Raw genomic sequence first — 21,186 nt, 5'->3', positions numbered from 1 at the left:
CACAGGTATTCACATAAACATAGGTAAGTGTGGGAGGATTCTACTTTGCAGAACGACATTAAAGAAGTTCTATACAGCGAAGAGCAGATAGGTGCAAAGGTAAGGGAGCTTGGCGCTTTGCTGAGCGCGGATTTCGAGGGGCGCAACCCGCTCGTTATTTGCGTCCTCAAAGGCGCGTTTATTTTTATGTCCGACCTGGTGAAGACCATTACGGTACCGCTGGAAATCGACTTCATGGCGGTATCGAGCTACGGCGCCTCCACCAAATCCTCCGGCGTCGTCAAGATTATTAAGGATCTCGACGTTTCGGTTGAGGGACGAGATGTCCTGATCGTCGAGGATATTATCGACAGCGGCCTGACGCTGAGCTACCTGATCGACGTGCTGGAGCATAGAGGCGCGGGGTCCGTCACGGTCGTCACGCTGTTCGACAAGCCGGCTCGCCGCACGGTTGACCTGAAGCCGCATTACAAGGGCTTTACGCTGCCTGACGAGTTTGTTGTGGGCTATGGCCTGGATTTTGCCGAGAAATACCGCAATCTTCCATACATTGGAATCCTGAAGCCCCAGGTTTACGAGAAATAAGTCGCGCAAGTGCCGTACATGTCCCCTCCAGCAGCCTCTATTGTGATGGAAAGTCATGCTATGGTAAAATATTTAAAGCGTCTGAGAGGAGGTAGGGGATGAATCGGATCATCCGAAACACTGGATTTTATTTAATCATCTTTTTGGTAACCGTTGGTGTATTCCAATATATTAGCGGTCAAGGGGACAACGCCAAAGAACTCAGATACGATGAATTTCGTACCGTCATGGAATCGGGGAATGTAGCCTCAATTGCTGCAAAGTACGACAAAGAAACGTATTACATCAAGGGTGAATATAAAGAGAAGCCTGAGGATGCGGAGAACGAGAGCTTTACAACCCGCATCAGCGTAGACGCGGCTGAGAAGCTGACGGATTGGGAGGAACAATACGGATTCGAGTATACAGCCGAGCCGATGGATACCCCTAGCTTCTGGGTCACGTTCCTGACGTCGATTATTCCGTTCATCTTGCTGATCGTGCTGTTCTTCTTCCTGATGAATCAGGCGCAGGGCGGCGGCGGCAAAGTGATGAACTTCGGCAAGAGCCGCGCGCGTCTGTACAATGAAGAGAAGAAGAAGGTTACGTTCGAGGACGTGGCCGGCGCGGACGAGGAGAAGCAGGAGCTGGTGGAGGTCGTCGACTTCCTGAAGGATCCTCGCAAGTTCAACCTCGTAGGCGCTCGCATTCCGAAGGGCGTATTGCTTGTCGGTCCTCCGGGTACCGGTAAAACCTTGCTTGCCCGAGCCGTTGCAGGGGAAGCAGGCGTGCCGTTCTTCAGCATCTCCGGCTCTGACTTCGTGGAGATGTTCGTCGGTGTCGGCGCATCCCGCGTGCGGGACTTGTTCGAGAACGCCAAGAAGAACGCGCCTTGTATTATCTTTATCGATGAGATCGACGCAGTGGGCCGCCAGCGCGGCGCCGGACTTGGCGGCGGTCACGACGAGCGCGAGCAGACGCTCAACCAGATGCTGGTCGAGATGGACGGCTTCGGCTCCAATGAAGGCATTATCATTATCGCCGCGACGAACCGCGCGGATATTCTTGACCCTGCGCTGCTTCGTCCAGGACGCTTCGACCGTCAGATTACCGTTGACCGTCCGGACGTGAAGGGCCGCGAAGCGGTATTGAAGGTTCATGCCCGCAACAAACCGCTGACTGGCGACGTGAAGCTGGACGTAATCGCCCGCCGCACGACAGGCTTCAGCGGAGCGGATCTGGAGAACCTGCTGAATGAAGCGGCGTTGCTCGCCGCAAGACGCAACAAGAAGGAAATTAACATGGTCGACATCGACGACGCGATTGACCGCGTCATCGTGGGCACCGAGAAGAAGAGCCGAGTCATCAGCGACCGCGAGAAGCGGATCGTCGCTTATCACGAGGCGGGCCATACGATCGCGGGCTTCTTCCTGGAGCATGCCGATCAGGTTCACAAGGTTACGATTATTCCTCGCGGACGCGCGGGCGGCTACGTTATTATGCTGCCGAAGGAAGACCGCATGCTGGTCACGAAGCAGGAGCTTCTCGACAAGGTGACGGGGCTTCTGGCAGGACGCGTAGCGGAGGAAGTATACATTGGCGAGATCGGCACCGGCGCTTACAGCGACTTCAAGTCCGCGACGGGTATCGTCCGCAGCATGATTATGGAATACGGCATGAGCGACAGGCTCGGCCCTATGCAGTTCGGCAGCTCGCAGGGCCAGGTATTCCTGGGCCGCGACATTGGCCATGAGCAGAACTACTCCGACGCGATCGCGTATGAGATCGATCAGGAGATGCAGTCGATTATTAACGCGTGCTACGACAGAGCGAAGAAGCTTCTGACGGAGAAGAGCAAGGAGATGCATTTGATTGCTCAGACGCTACTGACGGAAGAGACGCTGGAGATGGATCAGATCAAGAATCTGATCGAGAACGGCTCGATCGGCGAGAGCGGATCCTCGGATCCAGAAGGCTCCGCGCCGGCAGAGAACGCAGCGACTCCGATTATCGACGAGATTGGCGATGTGAAGGTTCGCATCCAGCCACGCGACGAAGCGGCTCCGCCGCAGGATAACGCGCCTGGCGAGCCAGAAGATCCCGACAAGAAATAGCAACAGCATCGTCCCGGTGTTCCACAGAGGAGCAGCGGGACGTTTGTGTGTGAATAACAATTTACTTTATTACATAAACGTGACACAGCGGTGGTATGTAAGTGTTATTGTAGTTGACACAATGTTGTTGACGGAAATATTTTTGTCATTATAATGAAATAATAGCGGCTTGGATAAGCAATACTGTAAGGGTAAGGCTATATCGAAGCCGATTTATGCTGCAACACATTCTATAAGATGAAGGGGAGACCAGAAGCATGAAAAAATCGTTAAGCTTTATGCTTATGCTCGTCGTAGCGATTTCTCTCGTCCTATCCGCTTGCGGACAAGACACAAACGGCGGAACAAACAATGAAGGAGGTGCCGTATCCGACGGAAGCGGCAAGGACTTCAAGATTGGTATGGTTACAGACGTAGGCGGGGTTAACGATAAGTCGTTCAACCAAAGCGCGTGGGAAGCACTGAAGAATCTGAACGCTGACACAGGAGCAAAAACACAGTTCTTGGAGAGTAAGGGCGAAGCCGACATGGAGCCGAACCTGAACAGCTTCGTTCGTGATGGGTACAATCTGACTTGGGGTATCGGCTTCCTGTTCACCGACGCTCTGACGAAGGTTGCGGCTGATAATCCAGACGCGAAGCTGGCGGTTATCGACGCCGTTATTGAAGCGCCGAACGTAACCTCCGTTACATTCGCGGAGCATGAAGGCTCCTATCTGGTAGGTGTGGTTGCCGGTCTAATGACCAAAACCAACAAGATTGGCTTCGTAGGCGGCATGGAGATCCCTGTTATTACTCGCTTCGAGAAGGGCTTCCTGGCGGGCGTTGAAGCTGTTAACCCAGACGCGAAGGTTACCGTTACATACTCGGGTAATTTTGACAAGCCGGACCAAGGCAAGAGCATCGCGGCTACTATGTATGACGATGGCGTAGATATCATTTTCCACGCTTCCGGCGGTACGGGCAACGGCGTGTTCAATGAGGCGACTGAGCGCAAGAAGAGTGGCAAGGATGTATGGGTCATCGGCGTAGATAAGGACCAATCGCTGGAATTCGGCGACGAAGTGACGCTGACGTCGATGATGAAGGGCGTAGAGACAGCGGTATATAAGGTGTCGAAGGATCTCATCGACGGCAAGTGGGAAGGCGGCAAGACACAGGAGCTGGGTCTGAAGGACAATGCGGTTGGGTTGCCTGAGACATCCACGAAGAATGTGCCTGCCGATGTACTGGAGAAGGTTGAAGAGTACAAAACGAAGATCGTCAGCGGTGAAATTACAGTACCTGCTGAATAGGCTGACATCACGCTAAGCAAGGCATGGGTCCAAGAGGCAAGACCGGCATGAGCCGGTCTTGTCCTGTTTCTCTGATATTGAACTCTGATGATAACCCGGGAGATGATCAAAGCATGAATCAGAGCGGGGCTGTCGTACAGCTGAAAGGCATAACGAAGCGATTTCCTGGCTTGGTGGCCAACGATTCCATCGACTTCGAGCTGAAGAAGGGCGAGATTCACGCGCTGCTCGGAGAGAACGGCGCAGGCAAATCGACGCTTATGAATATCCTGTTCGGCTTGTATCAGCCGGATGAAGGCGAAATTTGGATTAACGGCAACAAAACCGTCATCGACGGCGCCTCTAAGGCAATTGAGCTGGGCATCGGCATGGTGCATCAGCATTTCAAGCTTGTCCAGCCCTTCACGGTTTCGGAGAATATTGTGCTTGGCAGCGAGCCCAAGAAGGGTATGACAATCGATTATAAGCTCGCGAACGAGAAGGTGAGAACCATCTCCGAGCGCTATGGTCTGAAAGTAAGTCCGCAGATGCGGATTCAAGATATTACGGTAGGCATGCAGCAACGGGTCGAAATTCTGAAAACGTTATACCGCGGCGCCGAGATCGTGATCTTCGATGAGCCGACTGCCGTGCTGACGGTACAGGAGATCGAGGAGCTGCTCGTCATTATTCGCAACCTGGCGGCCGAGGGCAAGTCCATTATCATTATTACTCACAAGCTCAAGGAAGTTATGGCGCTATCGGATTCCGTTACGGTTATCCGCAGAGGCAAGGTCATCCGCACGGTGAAGACCAGCGAGACGAACGAGCGCCAGCTGGCTGAGCTTATGGTCGGCCGCGATGTGAACTTCAAGGTCGAGAAGACGAAGAAGGAGCCGGGCGAGGTTGTGTTGTCCGTAGAGAACCTTCAAATGAAGGGCGAGCAAGGCAATATGGCGCTCGACGGTGCCAGCTTCCAAGTGCGGGCAGGGGAAATATTCGGTATTGCGGGCGTGGATGGCAACGGACAAAGCGAGCTGATCTATGCGATTACGGGCATGCGCAAGCTGCAGGGCGGCAGCGTGAAGCTGAATGGCCGCGACTTGACGAATGCCTCACCGCGCGCGGTATCTACGGCAGGCGTCGGCCATATTCCGGAGGACCGCCATAAGCATGGTTTGGTGCTTGATTTCTCGCTCAGCGAGAATATGATTCTTGGGACTTATTTTGAACCGGAATACGGCAAGGCGGGTTTTATCGATTTCAAGGCAATGGACAGCCTGACGGAGAAGCTGGTGCAGGAGTTCGACGTGCGGACGTCCGGCATCCATACGTATGCGCGCGCGTTGTCCGGCGGCAATCAGCAGAAGGCCATTATTGCGCGGGAAATGCACAAGGACCCCGATCTGATCATCGCGGTGCAGCCGACTCGCGGTCTGGATATCGGCGCTATTGAGTTCGTGCACAAGCGGCTGGTGGAGGCGCGCAACGAGGGCAAGGCGGTGCTGGTGATTTCGTTCGAGCTGGACGAGCTGTACGCGTTGTCTGACCGGATTGCCGTGATGTACGAGGGCAGGCTGGTTGGAGAAGTGGATGCGGATCACCGCAATGACGAGCAGCTGGGTCTCATGATGGCCGGCAACGTCGAGCATGCAGGGAAGGGGTTATAGGCGGCTATGGATACGTTCAAAAAAATATTCAACACCTCGCTTATCGTTCCTCTGGTGTCCATCCTGCTCGGTCTCCTGATTGGCGCCATCGCCATGCTTGCGGGCGGCTATGATCCCATCGAGGCGTACGGAGCGCTAGTCGATCGTGTTGTGGGCAGCCCGTATCATTTGGGAGAGACGATTCGGGCGATATCTCCGTTAATTCTGACCGGTCTGGCCGTTGCGTTCGCCTTCCGGACGGGCTTGTTTAATATCGGGGTGGAAGGCCAGTTCATCATGGGTATGACCGGCGCGACGATCGTGGGCGTGTCCTTCGATCTGCCGTGGTTCATTCACGGCCCTCTCGCCATTCTCGCAGGCGCGCTGTTCGGCGGGATCTGGGCCGGCATCGTCGGCTACTTGAAGGCGGCGCGGGGCGTGAACGAGGTTATTTCCTCCATCATGTTGAACTGGACAGCCTTGTATCTGTCGAATTACATTGTTTCGACCTACCTGCTGGAGAAGGGACAGATGAAATCCAAGGCCATTCCGGATTCGGCTTCGATGTCGATAGACTGGCTGGTGGAGCTGATGGACAAGGCAAGAATGCATTGGGGCACCTTCGTCGCGCTGGCCTGCGTTCTCATCTTCTACCTGCTGCTGTGGAGAACGAAGCAAGGCTATGAGCTGCGCGCGGTTGGCCACAACCCGGATGCGGCGCTGTATGCGGGCATTAACGTGAACCGGACGGTCGTGAAGTCCATGTTCATCAGCGGTGTGTTCGCGGGCTTGGCCGGCGTATTCGAGGTGCTCGGCGTATTCGGCAACCAGACTATTATGGCGGGCTCTCCCGGCTATGGCTTCGACGGTATCGCGGTTGCGCTGCTTGGCGGCAATACGCCGATTGGCGTGCTGCTGGGCGCGATATTGTTCGGCGGCCTCAGCTACGGCTCAGGCGGTATGAACTTCACGGGCGTGCCTTCGGAGATTATACGGATCGTCATCGGCTCCGTCATCTTCTTTGTAGCGGCGAACGGCATTGTGAAATATATCATTAAGCCGTTCAGGGCGAAGCGGAAGGAGGCGGCGTAAGCATGAACTTATTGGATGTGCTGGGCAATCTGCTTAACAATACGCTTGTGTTCTCGACCGCTCTCATCTTCGCTGCGTTGGGCGGCATGTATTCGGAACGATCGGGCGTTGTGAACATTGGCCTGGAGGGCTTGATGGTAACGGGCGCATTCGCCGCAGCGGTAGGCACGGACTACGCGACGCAAGCGGGCATGGGCAGCGGCTCTCCATGGATGGGACTGCTGGCAGCGATCGTATTCGGCGTGCTGGTATCGCTTCTCCATGCGGTAGCGACGATTACGTTCAAGTCCGATCAGACGGTTGTGGGCGTCGTCATCAATATTCTGGCGCTGGGCGGCGCGGTGTATTTCACTCGCAGCCTGTATGAAGGCTCCGCTCAGACAAGCCAGTTGACCGAAGTGTTCTCGAAGGTGACGATCCCGTTCCTATCGGAAATTCCGATCATCGGGGAAGGCGTATTCCATTCGTATCCGACGACGTATATCGTTATTATTCTTGTGCTGATCAGCGCTTTTGTGCTGTTCAAGACGCCGTTCGGCCTTCGTCTGCGAGCGGTCGGCGAGCATCCCAGCTCAGCCGACACGGTGGGCATCAGCGTGACGAAGTACCGCTACATCGGCGTCATGCTCAGCGGAGCCCTCGCGGGTCTCGGCGGGGCGACGATTACGCTGACCACAACAAGCAGCTTCGCCCACAATACGATATCCGGCCAAGGCTTCATCGCTCTGGCCGCGCTGATCTTCGGCAAGTGGAATCCGTACGGGCTTGCCGGTGCGGCTGTATTCTTCGGATTCGCCCAGGCGCTCAAAAACTTCGCGCAGCTGTTCGATTGGTCCAAGGATCTGCCGACAGAGGTATTCTACATGCTGCCGTACGTCCTGACGCTGATCGTCCTGGCTGCCGCAGTCGGCAAGTCCAGCGCCCCCTCGGCGCTCGGCCAGCCTTATGATCCAGCTCGGCGGTAGGCTGTTGGGTGTCTGTGTGTTGGCATGCAGGATATGCAGGCCAAGCAGGGAATGCTGAGGGTAGAGGATATGCAGGCCAAGCAGGAAATGCTGCGGGTAGAGGATATGCAGGCCAGGCAGGAATTGCTGCAGGTAGAGGATATGCAGGGATGGGGAAAGCAGAAGTGAAAGGCAGGGTGTCGCCTTCGCTTCTGCTTTTTTTGTGGTGACACGAACGAGGGATCGTAGTTGTTCCGAAAGAGTAGCTTGTTTGTTAAACAACGACACGGGATGTCGTTGTTCCAGCAACTGAGGCACCTGTACGCACAATAGCGACACGAGAGATCGTAGCTGGTCCGAAAGAGTAGCTAGTTTGACCAACAACGACACGAGATGTCGTTGTTGCAGCAAATGAGGCACCTGCACGCGCAATAGCGACACGAGGAATCGTAGTTGTTCCGAAAGAGTAGCTAGTTTGACCAACAACGACACGAGATGTCGTTGTTGCAGTAACTGGGGCACCTGTACGCGCAATAGCGACACGAGGGATCGTAGTTGGGCCGAACGAGCAGCTAGTTTGACCAACAACGACACGGGATGTCGTTGTTGCAGCCAATGAGGCACCTGCACGCGCAATAGCGACACGAGGGAGAGTGTCTATTAATTGTGGACAGCTTTTCATCTTGTTTCTCAACTGCCCTCAGATCGATTTTCTTTTAATCATTAGATTCAACTGTCATTAAAAATCCATCTGAGGGGCGCAAATGAGGCAAGAAGATTCAATGTCCACATTAAATCGACACTCTCCGTGGGATCGTAACAGCCCCATACGCACGATATTCAACCAAACGGTTGACTTTTGCCTGCTCGCGGGGTATAGTTAACCATATGGTTGAATATATGGATGAGCAAAATGAAGAGAAGCTGGATCAGATCTTCCACGCTTTGTCGGATTCGACTCGCAGGGGGATGCTGCGGCTGATGACACAGGGGAACCGAACGGTATCCGAGCTTGCCGAGCCGTTCGACATGTCGCTTGCGGCGGCGTCCAAGCATGTGAAGGTGCTGGAGCATGCTGGGCTGCTCCGACGATCTGTGCAAGGCCGGACGCACTACTGCAGCCTGGAGTCGGCTACGATGGCGCAGGCGATGAAGTGGCTTAGCTTCTACGAACGTTACTGGTCGTCAAGGTTCGATGCGCTGGAGAAAGCGCTGCTTGAAGGAGAGGAGGACAGCTGAATTTGTAGGGCAGTTGTCGGAGAAGCTTCTAATGAGATGAAGGAACGAGATGAATAAGAGAGGATGAGCGAGGTTCTAATGGTTAAGCAAACGAATGCTCGTACAGATCTGATCATGGTAAGAGAGTTCAAGGTACCGGCTGAGAAGCTGTTCGACGCTTGGATCAATCCCGTTATGATGCGTAAGTGGCTGATGACCATGGATGCGACGAACAAATCGGCGGTCAGCGATCCTCGTGTCGGCGGGGAATGGGAGATTGTCGATGAGAGGGACGGAGTGGAGTATCGCGCGATTGGCCGGTATGTGACCGTGGAGCGGCCGACGAAGCTGGTGTTTACGTTCCAGATGCCGCAGTTCAGCCAGAACGAGGATACCATTATCGTAGAGATCAAGCCGACTGAGGAAGGGTGCAAAATGGTGTTCACCCAGCACATTCACGTGCCTGTGGAGGAAGGCTGGACCGAGGCCGATACACGCAAAGCGATGGAGGAGTTCCACGATCAGTCGCAGCATGGCTGGCATTATATGTTCCTTGGCCTTCAGATGCTTGTGGAGCAAGGGATTACGCCCGTTATGCCAAACAGCAATTAAGGCAAGCCCATTGACGGACAGACAAACGCATAACAAATAAATGATGATTGGAGTGTATGCAGCATGCAAAAAATCCACACGTTCCTCATGTTCGAGGGACAGGCTGAAGAAGCGATGAACTTCTACGTCTCGCTGTTTCCGAATTCCGAGGTGTTAAACGTCGCGTACTACGGTCCAGAGGGCCCCGGTGCAGAAGGCTCGGTCATCGCGGCTACCTTTACGCTGAAGGGGCAGGAATATATGTGCATTGACAGCAATGTGAAGCATTCATCAATATCGCCCAGGATACTCCCGTCTTCTATAAGCGGGGGAGGAATGGGCGTCCGGCATTAGCCGGAATGATATTTGGTGTGTTCTTGTTCTCCCTACTATGCTAAAATTAGCATAGCGAGGAGGCGAACATATGATCGTTACCGTGACGGCGAAAATCAAAATCAAACCGTCAGAAAGTCAAATGATGGCCCTGCAACAAACGATGATCGCTTATCGTCAAGGCTGTAATTTTGTCTCTGCCCTTGTGTTTGAGACGAGCGAGCGCCGGCAGTCTGCCCTGCACCGAATGACGTATCGAACCCTGCGCAGCACGATGGGCCTGCGCTCTCAAATGGCTCAGTCGGTATTGAAAACGGTACGGGCTAAATACAAGACCATCTTGAGCAGCGGACATGCTTGGACACGCATACAATTTAAGAAGCCGGAATACGATCTCGTCTGGAGACGGGATTACTCGCTAAGCGCAAAGCTATTCTCCGTCAATACGCTGCAAGGCCGCATTAAGATTCCCTTCGAAGCCAAAGGAATGGAGACCTATTTCGACGGCACATGGACATTCGGTACAGCCAAGCTGGTATGCAAAAAACAGAAGTGGTTTTTGCATATTCCAGTGTCTAAGGAAATGGCCTCTCCTGAGCTTAAGGAGATTGAACACGTTGCAGGGATTGATCTGGGCATCAACTTTGTAGCTACGGTGTATGACACCGAGGGGAGAACGCTGTTTTTTCGAGGAAGGGAGCTCAAACACAAACGAGCCAACTACCAACGATTGCGTTCCGAGCTGCAACGCAAACAAACGGCTTCGTCCCGCCGCAGGCTGAAGCAAATCGGAGAACGAGAAAACCGCTGGATGACCGATGTGAACCATCAGGTAAGTAAGGCACTCGTTACCCGATATGGGGCGAATACGCTGTTTGTGCTGGAGGATTTGACAGGGATCCGCCGCAGGGCGGAAAAGGCAAAGCTGAAGTATCGGTATGTGACGGTATCGTGGGCGTTCTATCAGCTGCGTCAGATGGTGACGTATAAGGCGAAGCTTGCAGGATCGATGGTGATAGCCGTGGATCCGAAGCACACTTCGCAAGCGTGTCCCCTATGCCGCCACACGGCCAAAGAAAACCGGGATAAACGCAGGCATCGCTTTCGTTGCCAGGCATGCGGATATGCAAGCAATGATGACCGGATCGGCGCCATGAATCTCTGTTTGAAGGGAAAAGAGTACCTTCTTGAAGGTGCAGGCTTAGCATGACTAGGCTTGCAGGGCAGCTGTCAATCTGCCCATTGGTAGGCGAAGGCTTACTCGAGGATGTAACACCACGTTCTTCGGAACGCCAAAAGATCGGAGTCGCAAGACGTTCGTACGATCGGGTCGTTACAAGCTCCCACTTCAAACGTTAGTTAAGTGGGGGTCATTGACTTACTTTTACAGCTGCTATCTCCCTGTACGTTACCTGCGACAGCGAGGAGGAGCTGGATACGCTGTACGCCAAGCTCAGCCAAGATGGCAGTGTGCTGATGCCGCTCGGCAGCTATGGCTTCAGCCAGAAGTTCGCCTGGGTATCCGACCGCTTTGGCGTGAGCTGGCAGTTGAACCTCGCCTAGCCAGGAGCTTACCCAGCCATGAGGAGCTTGTCCGCCACGGACAAGCTTCTTTTTGTAAGCCATATCCCTTTGTTTGCTCCAAATCAGCAATCATCCATTGACAGACCTATCTAACAGGAGTAAATTAAATCTTAATCAAATGAATTTATCCCTTTTGGTTTAAACTATAGGTAAGCGGCTTCCTAAGTTTGTGCATCATTTCACAAAGTCGGTCGAACGATTGCCTTAAACGATATTTTTATTTGGCACCGAGAATTTTTTTCCTATAAGAGGAGTGGGTCATCGTGGAAGCACTGGCACTGGAACGCAAGGCGGAGCAGAACCGCGAGCTGCGTGAACGGCTGATGCAATTGAAGAAGGAACGCAACGCCATTATTCTTGCTCATTACTATCAGCGCGACGAAATTCAGGAGGTGGCGGATTTCCGCGGCGATTCCTTCCTGCTGGCGCAGAAGGCTGCTGAGACGGACGCGGAGACGATCGTGTTCTGCGGCGTGCACTTTATGGGAGAGAGCGCGAAGATTCTGGCTCCGAACAAGACGGTTATTATTCCTGACGAACGCGCGGGCTGCCCTATGGCGGACATGGTGAATGTGGACGGTCTTCGCAAGCTGAAGGCGCAGCATCCCAACGCGAAGGTGGTTACGTATATCAACTCGTCGGCCGAGATCAAGGCGGAGACCGATATTTGCTGTACGTCGGCCAATGCGGTGAAGGTCGTCAATTCGGTGGAGGGCGACGAGGTAATCTGGGTGCCGGACAAGAACCTGGGCCACTACGTGCAGCAGCATACCGATAAGAAGATGATCATCTGGGAAGGCTACTGCAATACGCATGACATGCTGACGGTCAAGGACGTCGAGGAGATGAAGGCGAAGTATCCGAACGCGCAATTCGTTGTGCATCCGGAATGCCGTCCTGAGGTTGTGGAGCTGGGAGATTTCGTAGGCAGCACGACCGCGATTCTCAAATATTGCAAGGAATCCGACTGCAAGGAATTTATCGTCGGCACGGAGGACGGAACGGGATACCAGCTGCGCCTGGACAGCCCGGACAAGACATTCCACTTCGCGTCCAAATATCTGGTCTGCCCCAACATGAAGGTGAACAACCTGAAGAAGCTGGTCAAATGTCTGGAGACGATGCAGCCTCAAATTTATGTGCCGCCTGCCGTTGCGGACAAAGCCCGGTTGTCATTGGAGCGCATGCTGCTGGTGAAGTAGCATGCGCTGCTTCATGCCCGCAAACTCACTCATTATTCCATTCTGGAGGATTCCGAAGCATGATTCCAAGATATTTGGTCGACGTGGAGCTGGACCAGCTGCCTGTGCTGGAGACAGACGTCATCGTCATCGGGGCCGGCATTGCCGGTCTTTTTACCGCTATACGGGCAAGTAATCGCCATCATGTGCTCATGATCACCAAAAAATCCTTGCTCGACAGCAATACCCGTTACGCTCAGGGCGGCATTGCGGCCGTCTTCTCCGATGAGGATTCACCGGCCTACCACCGCCAGGACACGCTCATTGCAGGAGCGGGCCTATGCGATCACGAGGCGGTTAACGTGCTGGTTCATGAGGGACCGCGCGGCGTACAAAGCCTCATTAATATGGGCACCCAGTTCGATCAGGAGAATGGCGAGTTCGCCTTGACCAAGGAAGGCGCCCACAGCCAGCGCCGCATCCTGCATGCTAACGGCGATGCAACGGGCTTCGAGATTGTACGGGCCTTGTCGGAGACGGCGGTAGCGAATCCGAACATCGAGGTGTGGGACGAGCATTTTGTCATTGACCTTGTGACCGAGGACGGAGAATGCTGCGGCGCGATCGTGCAGAAGCCGGGCGGCGAGCGTATATTTGTGCGGGGCAAGGCGACCATTCTGTGCTCAGGCGGCTCCGGCCAGCTCTATCGCTACACGACGAATCCGGAGGTGGCGACGGGGGACGGCGTGGCCATGGCGTACCGCGCGGGCGCATACATACGGGATATGGAGTTCATACAATTCCATCCCACCTCGCTCTGTTACCCGGGAGCGCCGAGATTCCTGATCTCCGAGGCCGTGCGCGGCGAAGGGGCGGTGCTGCGGAATATGAAGGGCGAGCGGTTCATGGAGCGCTACCACGAGCAGCTGGAGCTGGCTCCGCGCGACGTTGTCGCAAGAGCCATCGTCAGCGAGATGGAGGAGACGAAGTCGACCTTCGTCTACATTGACATTACGCATGAATCGGCGGATATGGTGAAGCACCGTTTTCCCACGATTTACGAATATTGTCTCAAATATGGCCTCGACCTCACAACGGATTGGATTCCGGTTGCACCCGCGATGCACTATATGATGGGCGGTGTTCGTACCGATCTGAATGGCGAGACGAACATCAAGCGTCTGTTCGCCTGCGGCGAGGTGTCCTCGACGGGCGTGCACGGGGCGAATCGCTTGGCCAGCAACTCGCTGTCCGAAGCGATTGTGTTCGGCCGCCGCATCGTGAAGCGGATCGAGTCGCTGCCGAAGCTGGAGGCGAAGCCGCGCATCCACAACGAGCAAGAGCGCATCAGCGCTCCTATTCAGGCTGTAGTGGAGCGTCGGCTCAAGCTGCAGAAGATTATGGTTCGCTATGCGGGGCTGAGACGGAATGAGAACGGGCTGAAGAAGGGGCATGAGGAGCTGAAGCGTCAGCTGCCGATCTTCCAGTCGATTCTGACGCAGCCGGAGGAATTTGAATTCGCGAACCTGCTTACCTGCGCCTTGCTGACGACGGAGGCGGCGATGCAGCGCGAGGAAAGCCGGGGCGCGCATTATAGAGAGGACTTCCCGACACGGGACGATCTTGTCTGGCGCAAGCATACGGTGCTGCACCGGACGCAAGGCATAACCGAGGAGCGGATTGAAGATGTTTGAGTGGACAGCAGGAGGCTATGATGCTGCGCTGCGCGAGCAAATTGGAAGATGGCTGGCGGAGGATATCGGCAGCGGAGATATTACGACGGAGACAACCATCAAGCGCGGCTCAAGGTCGAAGGCCGTTATCCATGTGAAGGATACGGGCATCATCGCGGGAATTCCCGTTGCGAAGCTGGTATTCGACGTCGTAGATCCGGAGCTGACGTTCCGGGCTCTGGCGCAGGATGGCGACGCCGTATCGAGAGGCACGGTTATAATAGAAGTGGAAGGCAGCACGCACAGCATTCTGACGGGAGAGCGGCTTGCGCTGAACCTGATGCAGAGGCTGTCGGGCATCGCGACCAAGACGAAGGCTTTTGTCGACGCGCTGCAGGGCCTGCCGGTGCGGCTGGTGGATACGCGCAAGACGACGCCGGGGCATCGCATGCTGGAGAAATACGCGGTGCGGGTTGGCGGCGGAGCCAATCATCGGTTCGGTCTGTACGACGCCGTCATGATCAAGGATAATCATATCAAGGGCGCTGGCGGAATAACCGAAGCGGTGGGCGCGGCGCGTGGCCAGATTCCGCATACGATGAAGATCGAGGTGGAGACGGAGTCGCTGGCGCAGGTGGAGGAAGCGCTCGCTTGCGGCGCCGACATCATTATGCTGGACAACATGCCGCATGACATGATGAAGGAAGCGGTGAAGCGGATCAAGGCCGGCTCGCCCCATGTCATTGTGGAGGCTTCAGGCGGCGTGACGCTGGATACCATTCACGGCATCGCGGCGTGCGGCGTTGACGTCATCTCTGTCGGCGGCTTGACGTATTCGTTCCAGGCGCTGGACATCAGTCTCGACCTGAACGAGAAGAAGGAGGTCGGCCGGGGATGATATTGGTCATTGACGTAGGCAATACGAATATTGTGCTCGGCATCTATCGCGGCAAGGAGCTGCTCTACCATTGGCGGCTCAGCACGAACAGGTCCGCTACGGTAGATGAATACGGCATGAATATACACAACCTGTTCAGCTATGCGGGCGTGCGGATGGAGCAGATCGAAGGCGTCATTATCTCCTCCGTAGTGCCGCCGCTGATGCGTACGCTGGAGCAGCTGTGTCTGAAATATGTGCGCAGGAATCCCGTAGTTGTAGGTCCGGGCGTCAAGACGGGCCTCAATATCCGTTACGAGAATCCGCGCGAGGTCGGAGCGGACCGGATCGTCAATTCGGTAGCAGGCATTGAGAAATATGGCGCTCCGCTCATCGTGGTGGACTTCGGAACGGCGACAACGTTCGATTACGTCGACGCCAGCGGAAGCTACCTGGGCGGCGCGATTGTGCCGGGCATCGGCATCTCGACGGAGGCGCTGTACCAGCGCGCAGCCAAGCTGCCGCGAATCGAGCTGGCGAAGCCGAAGAGCGTCATTGGCCGGAATCCGGTGACGTCGATGCAGGCGGGTATTATTTTTGGCTATGCGGGACAGGTGGACGGTATCGTCAATCGGATCAAGGCCGAGTTCGGCGTCACGCCTCGCGTGGTGGCGACGGGCGGCTTGGCCGAGCTGATCGCTGCGGAGTCGGAGACGATCGAGGAAGTGGACCCGCTGCTTACATTGGAAGGGCTTCGCATTATATACGAACGCAATCAGGAGGGTTAATCATATGGCAGAGCAGCTTCAGGACGTGCTTGTCCGGGGTACGGCGTGGAAGGGCAAGATTCGCGTGTTCGCCGTTCGCACGACGAATATTGTAGAAGAGCTTCGCCGCCGGCATGACAGCTTCCCGACCGCTACGGCGGCGCTGGGCCGCACGCTGTCGGTTGGCGCGATGATGGGCGCGATGCTGAAGGGGCGCGAGCGGCTGACCATTCAAGTGAAGGGCAACGGCCCTATTGGGGGAATTGTCGTCGACGCGAATGCCGCCGGCGAGCTGCGAGGCTATGTGGACCATCCGCAGGCGCATCACGGCAGCAACGACAAGGGCAAGCTGGATGTGGCCGGAGCGGTGGGCACGTCGGGCAATATTTATATCACCAAGGATCTGGGGCTGAAGGAGCCTTACCGGGGCAGCGTGCCGATCGTATCGGGCGAGCTTGGCGAAGACTTCACGTATTACTTCGCGGTGTCCGAGCAGACGCCGTCGGCTGTCGGAGTAGGCGTGCTGGTGGAGAATGACAACAGCGTCCTCCACGCGGGAGGCTTCATCGTACAGCTGCTGCCGGGCTTGACGGACGCGGAGATTACGAGGCTGGAGGAAGCGATTGCCGGTATGCCGACGGTTACGACCCTTATGGCGGAGGGTGCTGGGCCGGAGGATCTGCTGAAGCGGGTTGTCGGCGACGAGGATCTGGTTATCCACGATTCCATGCCGCTTACGTTCAAGTGCAAGTGCACAGCGGAGAAGGTGGAGCAGACGCTGATCAGCCTTGGAGAGGCCGAGCTGGCCGCCATCATCGAGGAGGATGGGCAAGCAGAGGTGGTCTGCCCGTTCTGCAACGAGGCGTACGTCTTCGGGCGGGAGCAGCTGGAGCGGCTTCTGGAGCAGGCGAAGTGAAATACCAAGCAAGGAGAGAAGGGCAGTCCAGGCTATGAAGAGTAATGAGATTCTGAAGACGGTCGTTATTGTGCAAGCCGTCTGCATGATCGCGCTGGCCGGCTTCGTGATGGTTAAGCTCTGGCCGGTGCCCGGAGCGGCCGGTCCTGCCCGGGACGTGGACAAGCCTGCCGGGCCGGGGATCGAGAATCAGGAGGAAGGCGTCGTCGCGCAGGTGGCTGGCCGTAGCATCACGAAGGAGCGGCTGACCGAGGAGCTGATCCGGCAATACGGCGACGCCGCGCTTCGTCAGCTCATGGTCAGGCACGCGATTGATGCGGAGGCCGAGTCTGCTGGACTATCGGTCGGCCAAGGGGATATCGACCGCGAGCTGCAGCGCTCGGCGGAGGGCTATGAGAGCGTGGAGCAGTTCTACACGTTCATGAAGGAGCAGCTTGGCATGTCCAAGGAGCAGGTGTGGGAGGAAATCCGCTACCGTCTGCTGCTTGAGAGGATCGCCATGCGGGATATTCCCGTCTCGGACGAGGAGATCGACCAATACATAGCGGAGCACCCGGAGCGGTATGGCGAGAAGCGGCGATATCATCTGCGGTGGATTGTCACAACAACGTGGGTGCAAGCGAATGGGATCATGAGCAGGCTGGAGAATGGCGAAGTATTCGCGGAGCTGGCCAGCCAATATTCTATAGATGAATTCACCTCGCAGAACGGTGGAGACCTGGGTCTGATCGACGCGGACGATCCCTTCTACGACGCCGCAGTGCTGGAGGCGGCTGCCAATATGGAGCTGGCGGAGATCGCGGGCCCCATCGAGCTGGAGCAGGGCTATGCCATTCTGGAGCTGGCGGGCATGGAGGCCACGTCCGCGCCGACGGGCGAGCGGCTGTACGAGCTGGCGCGCAGGGACCTGGTGCTGGAGCTGGCCAAGCCGCAGCAAGAGCTGGAGGAAGAGCTTCTGGCCAAGCATGATGCGGTCATTATGAAGTAACGGCTGCAAGAAGGCTTGGCCGCAAGGAGGCTTCTGCGATGGCTGGGCTTGGCATGATGTATGGGACGGTGCTTGACGCGGCGCAAGGCACAGCGTTTGGTATGGCACGGGGCTTGACGCGGCGCAAGGCACGGGCTTGGCGTTGTGCTTGGCATAGAGCATAGCACGTCGCTTGACACGGCGCACAGAAAGATGCTATTGACAATCGAAGCTTCACATTGTTAAGATGGTAGTAATCAAAACCAACTATTTTAGTCGGAATAAGGAGGCCTTTCTTCCCATGGCGAAAATTGTGCAAAGCGTAACTGAATTGATCGGAGATACACCCCTCGTACGTTTGAACCGTCTCGTGCCTGAAGACAGCGCAGAGATTTATGTGAAGCTGGAGTACCAGAACCCGGGTGCCAGCGTGAAGGACCGCATCGCTATCAGCATGATCGAGGTGGCAGAGCAGGAAGGCCTGATTAAGGCTGGAGAAACAACAATTGTGGAGCCGACAAGCGGCAACACAGGCATCGGTCTTGCTATGGTCGCAGCAGCCAAGGGCTACAAGGCTGTTCTTGTTATGCCTGAGACGATGAGCATCGAGCGCCGCAACCTGCTTCGCGCTTACGGCGCTGAGCTGGTGCTGACGCCAGGCTCCGAGGGTATGAACGGCGCTGTCCGCAAGGCGGAGGAGCTGGTGAAGGAGAACGCTTCCTACTTCATGCCGCAGCAGTTCAAGAACCAAGCGAACGTGAAGATTCACCGCGAGACGACTGGCCCTGAAATCGTGGAAGCAATCAATTCCCTGGACGGCAAGCTGGACGCGTTCATCGCGGGCATCGGCACTGGCGGCACAATCTCCGGCGCAGGCGAAGTGCTGAAGCAGAACTTCCCTGGCGTTAAGGTATACGCGGTTGAGCCGGCGGCTTCCCCGCTGCTGTCTGGCGGCAACCCTGGCCCGCACAAAATTCAAGGCATCGGCGCCAACTTCGTGCCGGACATCCTGAACCGCGAAATCTATGACGGCGTCATCACCGTCGAGAACGACGATGCGTTCGAGCACGCTCGCCGCGCGGCCAAGGAAGAGGGCATTCTGTGCGGTATTTCCTCCGGCGCAGCGATCTTCGCCGCTCTGAAGGTAGCCAAGGAGCTGGGCAAGGGCAAGCGCGTTGTTGCGATCGTACCAAGCAACGGCGAACGTTACCTGTCCACACCGCTGTTCAACTTCGAGAACTAATTCATATCCTCGCGAATCCTATCGGTTCGCGGATCGAGGGCCTTCCATTCTTCGGAATGGAGGGCACTTTTCTTTTGTCCCGTGATTCTGTATACTGAGCGAAAATAAAGCAAGAAGATCGGAGGGCGGGGACCATGGTCACCCCTTGGGAACAGTGGCTTCGGTGGCGCGCCGAAGAGAAATATACGACGCTGCCGCTCGTGAAGGAGCTGACGCTCCGTCAGGGGGCGGGCGGCATCGTGTCATGGGAGGAGGCTTGGCAGGACGCCTCGCCGTACGCATTCGTGCTGGAGAGCGGCAAGGATGGCCGTTATACGTATCTGGGCCTCCATCCGGAGGGCGTCATCCGTGGCAAGGGCGAGCAGGCGGAGTCAATTCGCTTCCATGAGCTGGACGAGCATACACCGGAGCGCAAGACATGGAAGGGCAAGCCGCTGGATGTCGTACGCGCCTGGATGAGCGACGGCTGCGGTCCGCGTCTCATCGGCGAGGACGCGCCGAAATGGCTGGGAGGCTGCGCAGGCTACTGGAGCTACGATGTCATTCGCAGCATCGAGCGGCTGCCGTCTATCGCGGAGGATGACTTGGCTTTGCCGGACTATTTGTTCCTGCGGATGAATGAAATCTGGATCGTAGATGCGAAGCGAGCCGTGGTGTATTGCGTCGTGCATAGCCCCGTCTCGTTGGGCCAGTCGGAGAGTGAGCTGCAGGCGGTGTATGAACGCGCCGCGTCGCGTGCGGAGGGCATGGCGGATTATTGGCTCACCTGGTTCGAGGAGGGCAAGGCGCTGGAGCGCGCGGAGAAGAAGCGCGCCGCCCGGCTCTCGCTGATGGAGGGCGAATCGCTGCAGATGGATCTGGAGGCGTTCGCGGGCATCACATCGCCAACGACCAAGGAGCGCTACATGAGCGCCGTGGAGGCGATCCAGCGCTATATCGGCCAGGGTGACGTGTTCCAGGTGAACCTGTCGCAGCGGCAGACCCGGGAAGTGGCATCCTCGCCGGAGGAGCTGTATGAGTGGCTGCGCCTGGTGAATCCGTCGCCATACATGGGCTTCCTGCGCTGCCCCGACTTCCAGCTGGTGTCGGCTTCCCCTGAGCTGCTGGTAGAGCTGCGGGACCGCAAGCTGGCGACGCGCCCAATCGCGGGCACCCGCCGCCGTGGGCGGACGGAGGAGGAGGAGCTGCGCTTCGCGGAGGAGCTGCGCACGAACGAGAAGGAGCGGGCGGAGCATATTATGCTCGTTGACCTGGAGCGCAACGACCTCGGACGCATATCGACGTATGGCACCGTCCAGGTGAAAGAGCTGATGGTGATCGAATATTATTCCCATGTCATGCATCTCGTCTCTCAGGTGGAGGGAGAGCTGGCGAAGGGCAAGGACGCTTACGACGTTATCGCGGCCACCTTCCCTGGCGGCACCATCACAGGGGCGCCGAAGATTCGCACGATGGAAATTATCGAGGAGCTGGAGCCGGTCCGCAGAGGGCCGTATACAGGCTCGCTTGGATGGATTGACTATAATGGGGATATGGAATTTAATATTATTATTAGAACGATGGCCCTGAAGGATGGACAAGTTCATATCCAAGCGGGTGCCGGCATCGTCATCGACTCGGACCCCGAGAGGGAATACACGGAGTCGCTCAGCAAGGCGAAGGCGCTGTGGAAGGCCATCGAATACAGCGAGCGCCAGACGGAGGCGGCCCTGTAGCGGGGCTCCCTCTGCTCGGCTGGGTGAGCGGCCGCAGTAACGATCTCGCGTGTCGCTGAAGCGCGAACAGGTGCACCATTTGCTGCGATAGCGACACCTCGTGTCGCTGCTGCGCCAACTAGCTACTCTAACGTGGCAGCAACGATCTCGCGTGTCGCTATAGCGCGAGTTGGTGCACCATTTGCTGCGATAGCGACATCTCGTGTCGCTGCTGAGCCAACTAGCTGGTCTTACGTGGCAGCAACGATCTCGCGTGTCGCAATAGCGCGAGCAGGTGCACCATTTGCTGTGATAGCGACACCTCGTGTCGCTACGGAACAAACTAGCTACTTTTACGTGGCAGCAACGATCTCACATGTTGCTATAGCTCCAGCGGGTGCACCATTTGCTGCAAATCTGCAGTATTTTAAGCGCGGTAGGTGGAATCGAGACAAAATGCTGCAAATGTGCAGGAAATGTCCTCGCGATGGTCGGAAATTGGGCG

General features: G+C 56.3%; 19 protein-coding genes and 2 pseudogenes. All 21 read left to right on the top strand.

The features are described from left to right. The first annotated feature begins 45 nt into the window (after positions 1 to 45). Positions 46 to 585, top strand: a complete 540-nt coding sequence (hpt, locus tag AB1S56_RS00295; RefSeq protein WP_340871538.1) for a hypoxanthine phosphoribosyltransferase — start codon at positions 46 to 48, stop codon at positions 583 to 585. 98 nt (positions 586 to 683) lie between these two features. Continuing rightward, a complete protein-coding gene (gene ftsH, locus AB1S56_RS00290) occupies positions 684 to 2,678 on the top strand; it encodes an ATP-dependent zinc metalloprotease FtsH (protein ID WP_340871540.1) in 1,995 nt (664 codons plus the stop codon). A gap of 257 nt (positions 2,679 to 2,935) precedes the next feature. Then, a complete protein-coding gene (locus AB1S56_RS00285; RefSeq protein WP_340871542.1) occupies positions 2,936 to 3,973 on the top strand; it encodes a BMP family protein in 1,038 nt (345 codons plus the stop codon). A gap of 113 nt (positions 3,974 to 4,086) precedes the next feature. Beyond that, positions 4,087 to 5,622 (top strand): ABC transporter ATP-binding protein, encoded by a 1,536-nt coding sequence (locus AB1S56_RS00280; RefSeq protein ID WP_340871543.1) that lies wholly within the window; start codon positions 4,087 to 4,089, stop codon positions 5,620 to 5,622. A 6-nt stretch (positions 5,623 to 5,628) separates the two neighbouring features. After that, on the top strand, positions 5,629 to 6,693 hold the full coding sequence (locus AB1S56_RS00275; protein ID WP_340871544.1) for an ABC transporter permease: 1,065 nt from the start codon (positions 5,629 to 5,631) through the stop codon (positions 6,691 to 6,693). 2 nt (positions 6,694 to 6,695) lie between these two features. After that, positions 6,696 to 7,658, top strand: coding sequence for an ABC transporter permease (locus AB1S56_RS00270; protein WP_340871545.1), 963 nt, complete (start codon positions 6,696 to 6,698; stop codon positions 7,656 to 7,658). Between the two features lie 24 nt (positions 7,659 to 7,682). Beyond that, positions 7,683 to 7,826: a hypothetical protein gene (locus AB1S56_RS00265; RefSeq protein WP_340871546.1), complete on the top strand. Its 144-nt coding sequence runs from the start codon at positions 7,683 to 7,685 to the stop codon at positions 7,824 to 7,826. A 699-nt stretch (positions 7,827 to 8,525) separates the two neighbouring features. Beyond that, positions 8,526 to 8,876: a metalloregulator ArsR/SmtB family transcription factor gene (locus tag AB1S56_RS00260; RefSeq protein WP_340871547.1), complete on the top strand. Its 351-nt coding sequence runs from the start codon at positions 8,526 to 8,528 to the stop codon at positions 8,874 to 8,876. Between the two features lie 78 nt (positions 8,877 to 8,954). Next, positions 8,955 to 9,467 (top strand): SRPBCC domain-containing protein, encoded by a 513-nt coding sequence (locus AB1S56_RS00255; RefSeq protein WP_340871548.1) that lies wholly within the window; start codon positions 8,955 to 8,957, stop codon positions 9,465 to 9,467. A 63-nt stretch (positions 9,468 to 9,530) separates the two neighbouring features. Further along, positions 9,531 to 9,755, top strand: a pseudogene (locus tag AB1S56_RS00250) (VOC family protein); the annotation flags it as partial. A gap of 115 nt (positions 9,756 to 9,870) precedes the next feature. Then, a complete protein-coding gene (locus AB1S56_RS00245) occupies positions 9,871 to 10,989 on the top strand; it encodes an RNA-guided endonuclease InsQ/TnpB family protein (RefSeq protein WP_367903408.1) in 1,119 nt (372 codons plus the stop codon). 170 nt (positions 10,990 to 11,159) lie between these two features. Continuing rightward, positions 11,160 to 11,342 (top strand): annotated as a pseudogene (locus AB1S56_RS00240) (VOC family protein); the annotation flags it as partial. Between the two features lie 284 nt (positions 11,343 to 11,626). After that, positions 11,627 to 12,565, top strand: a complete 939-nt coding sequence (nadA, locus tag AB1S56_RS00235) for a quinolinate synthase NadA (protein WP_340872938.1) — start codon at positions 11,627 to 11,629, stop codon at positions 12,563 to 12,565. A 59-nt stretch (positions 12,566 to 12,624) separates the two neighbouring features. Next, positions 12,625 to 14,238 carry an L-aspartate oxidase gene (nadB, locus tag AB1S56_RS00230; protein WP_340872939.1) on the top strand — a complete coding sequence of 538 codons (1,614 nt, stop codon included), beginning with the start codon at positions 12,625 to 12,627 and terminating at the stop codon, positions 14,236 to 14,238. Continuing rightward, positions 14,231 to 15,115, top strand: coding sequence for a carboxylating nicotinate-nucleotide diphosphorylase (gene nadC, locus AB1S56_RS00225; protein ID WP_340872941.1), 885 nt, complete (start codon positions 14,231 to 14,233; stop codon positions 15,113 to 15,115). The genes nadB and nadC overlap by 8 nt, the downstream gene beginning before the upstream one ends. Next, complete coding sequence (locus AB1S56_RS00220) at positions 15,112 to 15,882, top strand: type III pantothenate kinase (RefSeq protein WP_340872942.1); 771 nt, start codon at positions 15,112 to 15,114, stop codon at positions 15,880 to 15,882. Before nadC ends, AB1S56_RS00220 begins: the two co-directional genes overlap by 4 nt. Before the next feature lie 4 nt (positions 15,883 to 15,886). Continuing rightward, positions 15,887 to 16,777, top strand: a complete 891-nt coding sequence (gene hslO, locus AB1S56_RS00215) for an Hsp33 family molecular chaperone HslO (RefSeq protein ID WP_340872943.1) — start codon at positions 15,887 to 15,889, stop codon at positions 16,775 to 16,777. 34 nt (positions 16,778 to 16,811) lie between these two features. Continuing rightward, positions 16,812 to 17,765, top strand: a complete 954-nt coding sequence (locus AB1S56_RS00210; RefSeq protein ID WP_340872944.1) for a peptidylprolyl isomerase — start codon at positions 16,812 to 16,814, stop codon at positions 17,763 to 17,765. Positions 17,766 to 17,803: 38 nt separating this feature from the next. Next, complete coding sequence (locus tag AB1S56_RS00205; protein ID WP_340872946.1) at positions 17,804 to 17,929, top strand: hypothetical protein; 126 nt, start codon at positions 17,804 to 17,806, stop codon at positions 17,927 to 17,929. Between the two features lie 116 nt (positions 17,930 to 18,045). Continuing rightward, the gene (gene cysK / locus AB1S56_RS00200; RefSeq protein WP_340872947.1) at positions 18,046 to 18,987 is read left to right on the top strand and encodes a cysteine synthase A; all 942 of its coding nucleotides are present in this window, start codon (positions 18,046 to 18,048) and stop codon (positions 18,985 to 18,987) included. A gap of 134 nt (positions 18,988 to 19,121) precedes the next feature. Then, entirely contained in the window at positions 19,122 to 20,702 is a 1,581-nt protein-coding gene (locus tag AB1S56_RS00195) for an anthranilate synthase component I family protein (protein WP_340872948.1), read from the top strand. The last annotated feature ends 484 nt before the right edge of the window (positions 20,703 to 21,186 follow it).

Origin of the sequence: Paenibacillus sp. PL2-23, from assembly GCF_040834005.1 — a bacterium.
Lineage (GTDB): Bacteria > Bacillota > Bacilli > Paenibacillales > Paenibacillaceae > Pristimantibacillus.
Note: the sequence above shows the minus strand (reverse complement) of the source record. Positions and strands in the feature narration are given on the sequence as shown.

Bases quoted from the DNA above. Each gene is read 5' to 3' on its own strand.
- hslO (WP_340872943.1), top strand. From the start codon at position 15,887: ATGGCAGAGCAGCTTCAGGACGTGCTTGTCCGGGGTACGGCGTGGAAG.
- AB1S56_RS00275 (WP_340871544.1), top strand. From the start codon at position 5,629: ATGGATACGTTCAAAAAAATATTCAACACCTCGCTTATCGTTCCTCTG.
- AB1S56_RS00285 (WP_340871542.1), top strand. From the start codon at position 2,936: ATGAAAAAATCGTTAAGCTTTATGCTTATGCTCGTCGTAGCGATTTCT.
- AB1S56_RS00260 (WP_340871547.1), top strand. From the start codon at position 8,526: ATGGTTGAATATATGGATGAGCAAAATGAAGAGAAGCTGGATCAGATC.
- AB1S56_RS00255 (WP_340871548.1), top strand. From the start codon at position 8,955: ATGGTTAAGCAAACGAATGCTCGTACAGATCTGATCATGGTAAGAGAG.
- AB1S56_RS00270 (WP_340871545.1), top strand. From the start codon at position 6,696: ATGAACTTATTGGATGTGCTGGGCAATCTGCTTAACAATACGCTTGTG.
- AB1S56_RS00265 (WP_340871546.1), top strand. From the start codon at position 7,683: ATGCAGGATATGCAGGCCAAGCAGGGAATGCTGAGGGTAGAGGATATG.
- cysK (WP_340872947.1), top strand. From the start codon at position 18,046: ATGGCGAAAATTGTGCAAAGCGTAACTGAATTGATCGGAGATACACCC.
- nadC (WP_340872941.1), top strand. From the start codon at position 14,231: ATGTTTGAGTGGACAGCAGGAGGCTATGATGCTGCGCTGCGCGAGCAA.
- AB1S56_RS00245 (WP_367903408.1), top strand. From the start codon at position 9,871: ATGATCGTTACCGTGACGGCGAAAATCAAAATCAAACCGTCAGAAAGT.
- AB1S56_RS00280 (WP_340871543.1), top strand. From the start codon at position 4,087: ATGAATCAGAGCGGGGCTGTCGTACAGCTGAAAGGCATAACGAAGCGA.
- ftsH (WP_340871540.1), top strand. From the start codon at position 684: ATGAATCGGATCATCCGAAACACTGGATTTTATTTAATCATCTTTTTG.
- AB1S56_RS00220 (WP_340872942.1), top strand. From the start codon at position 15,112: ATGATATTGGTCATTGACGTAGGCAATACGAATATTGTGCTCGGCATC.
- AB1S56_RS00210 (WP_340872944.1), top strand. From the start codon at position 16,812: ATGAAGAGTAATGAGATTCTGAAGACGGTCGTTATTGTGCAAGCCGTC.
- AB1S56_RS00195 (WP_340872948.1), top strand. From the start codon at position 19,122: ATGGTCACCCCTTGGGAACAGTGGCTTCGGTGGCGCGCCGAAGAGAAA.
- AB1S56_RS00205 (WP_340872946.1), top strand. From the start codon at position 17,804: ATGGCTGGGCTTGGCATGATGTATGGGACGGTGCTTGACGCGGCGCAA.
- nadB (WP_340872939.1), top strand. From the start codon at position 12,625: ATGATTCCAAGATATTTGGTCGACGTGGAGCTGGACCAGCTGCCTGTG.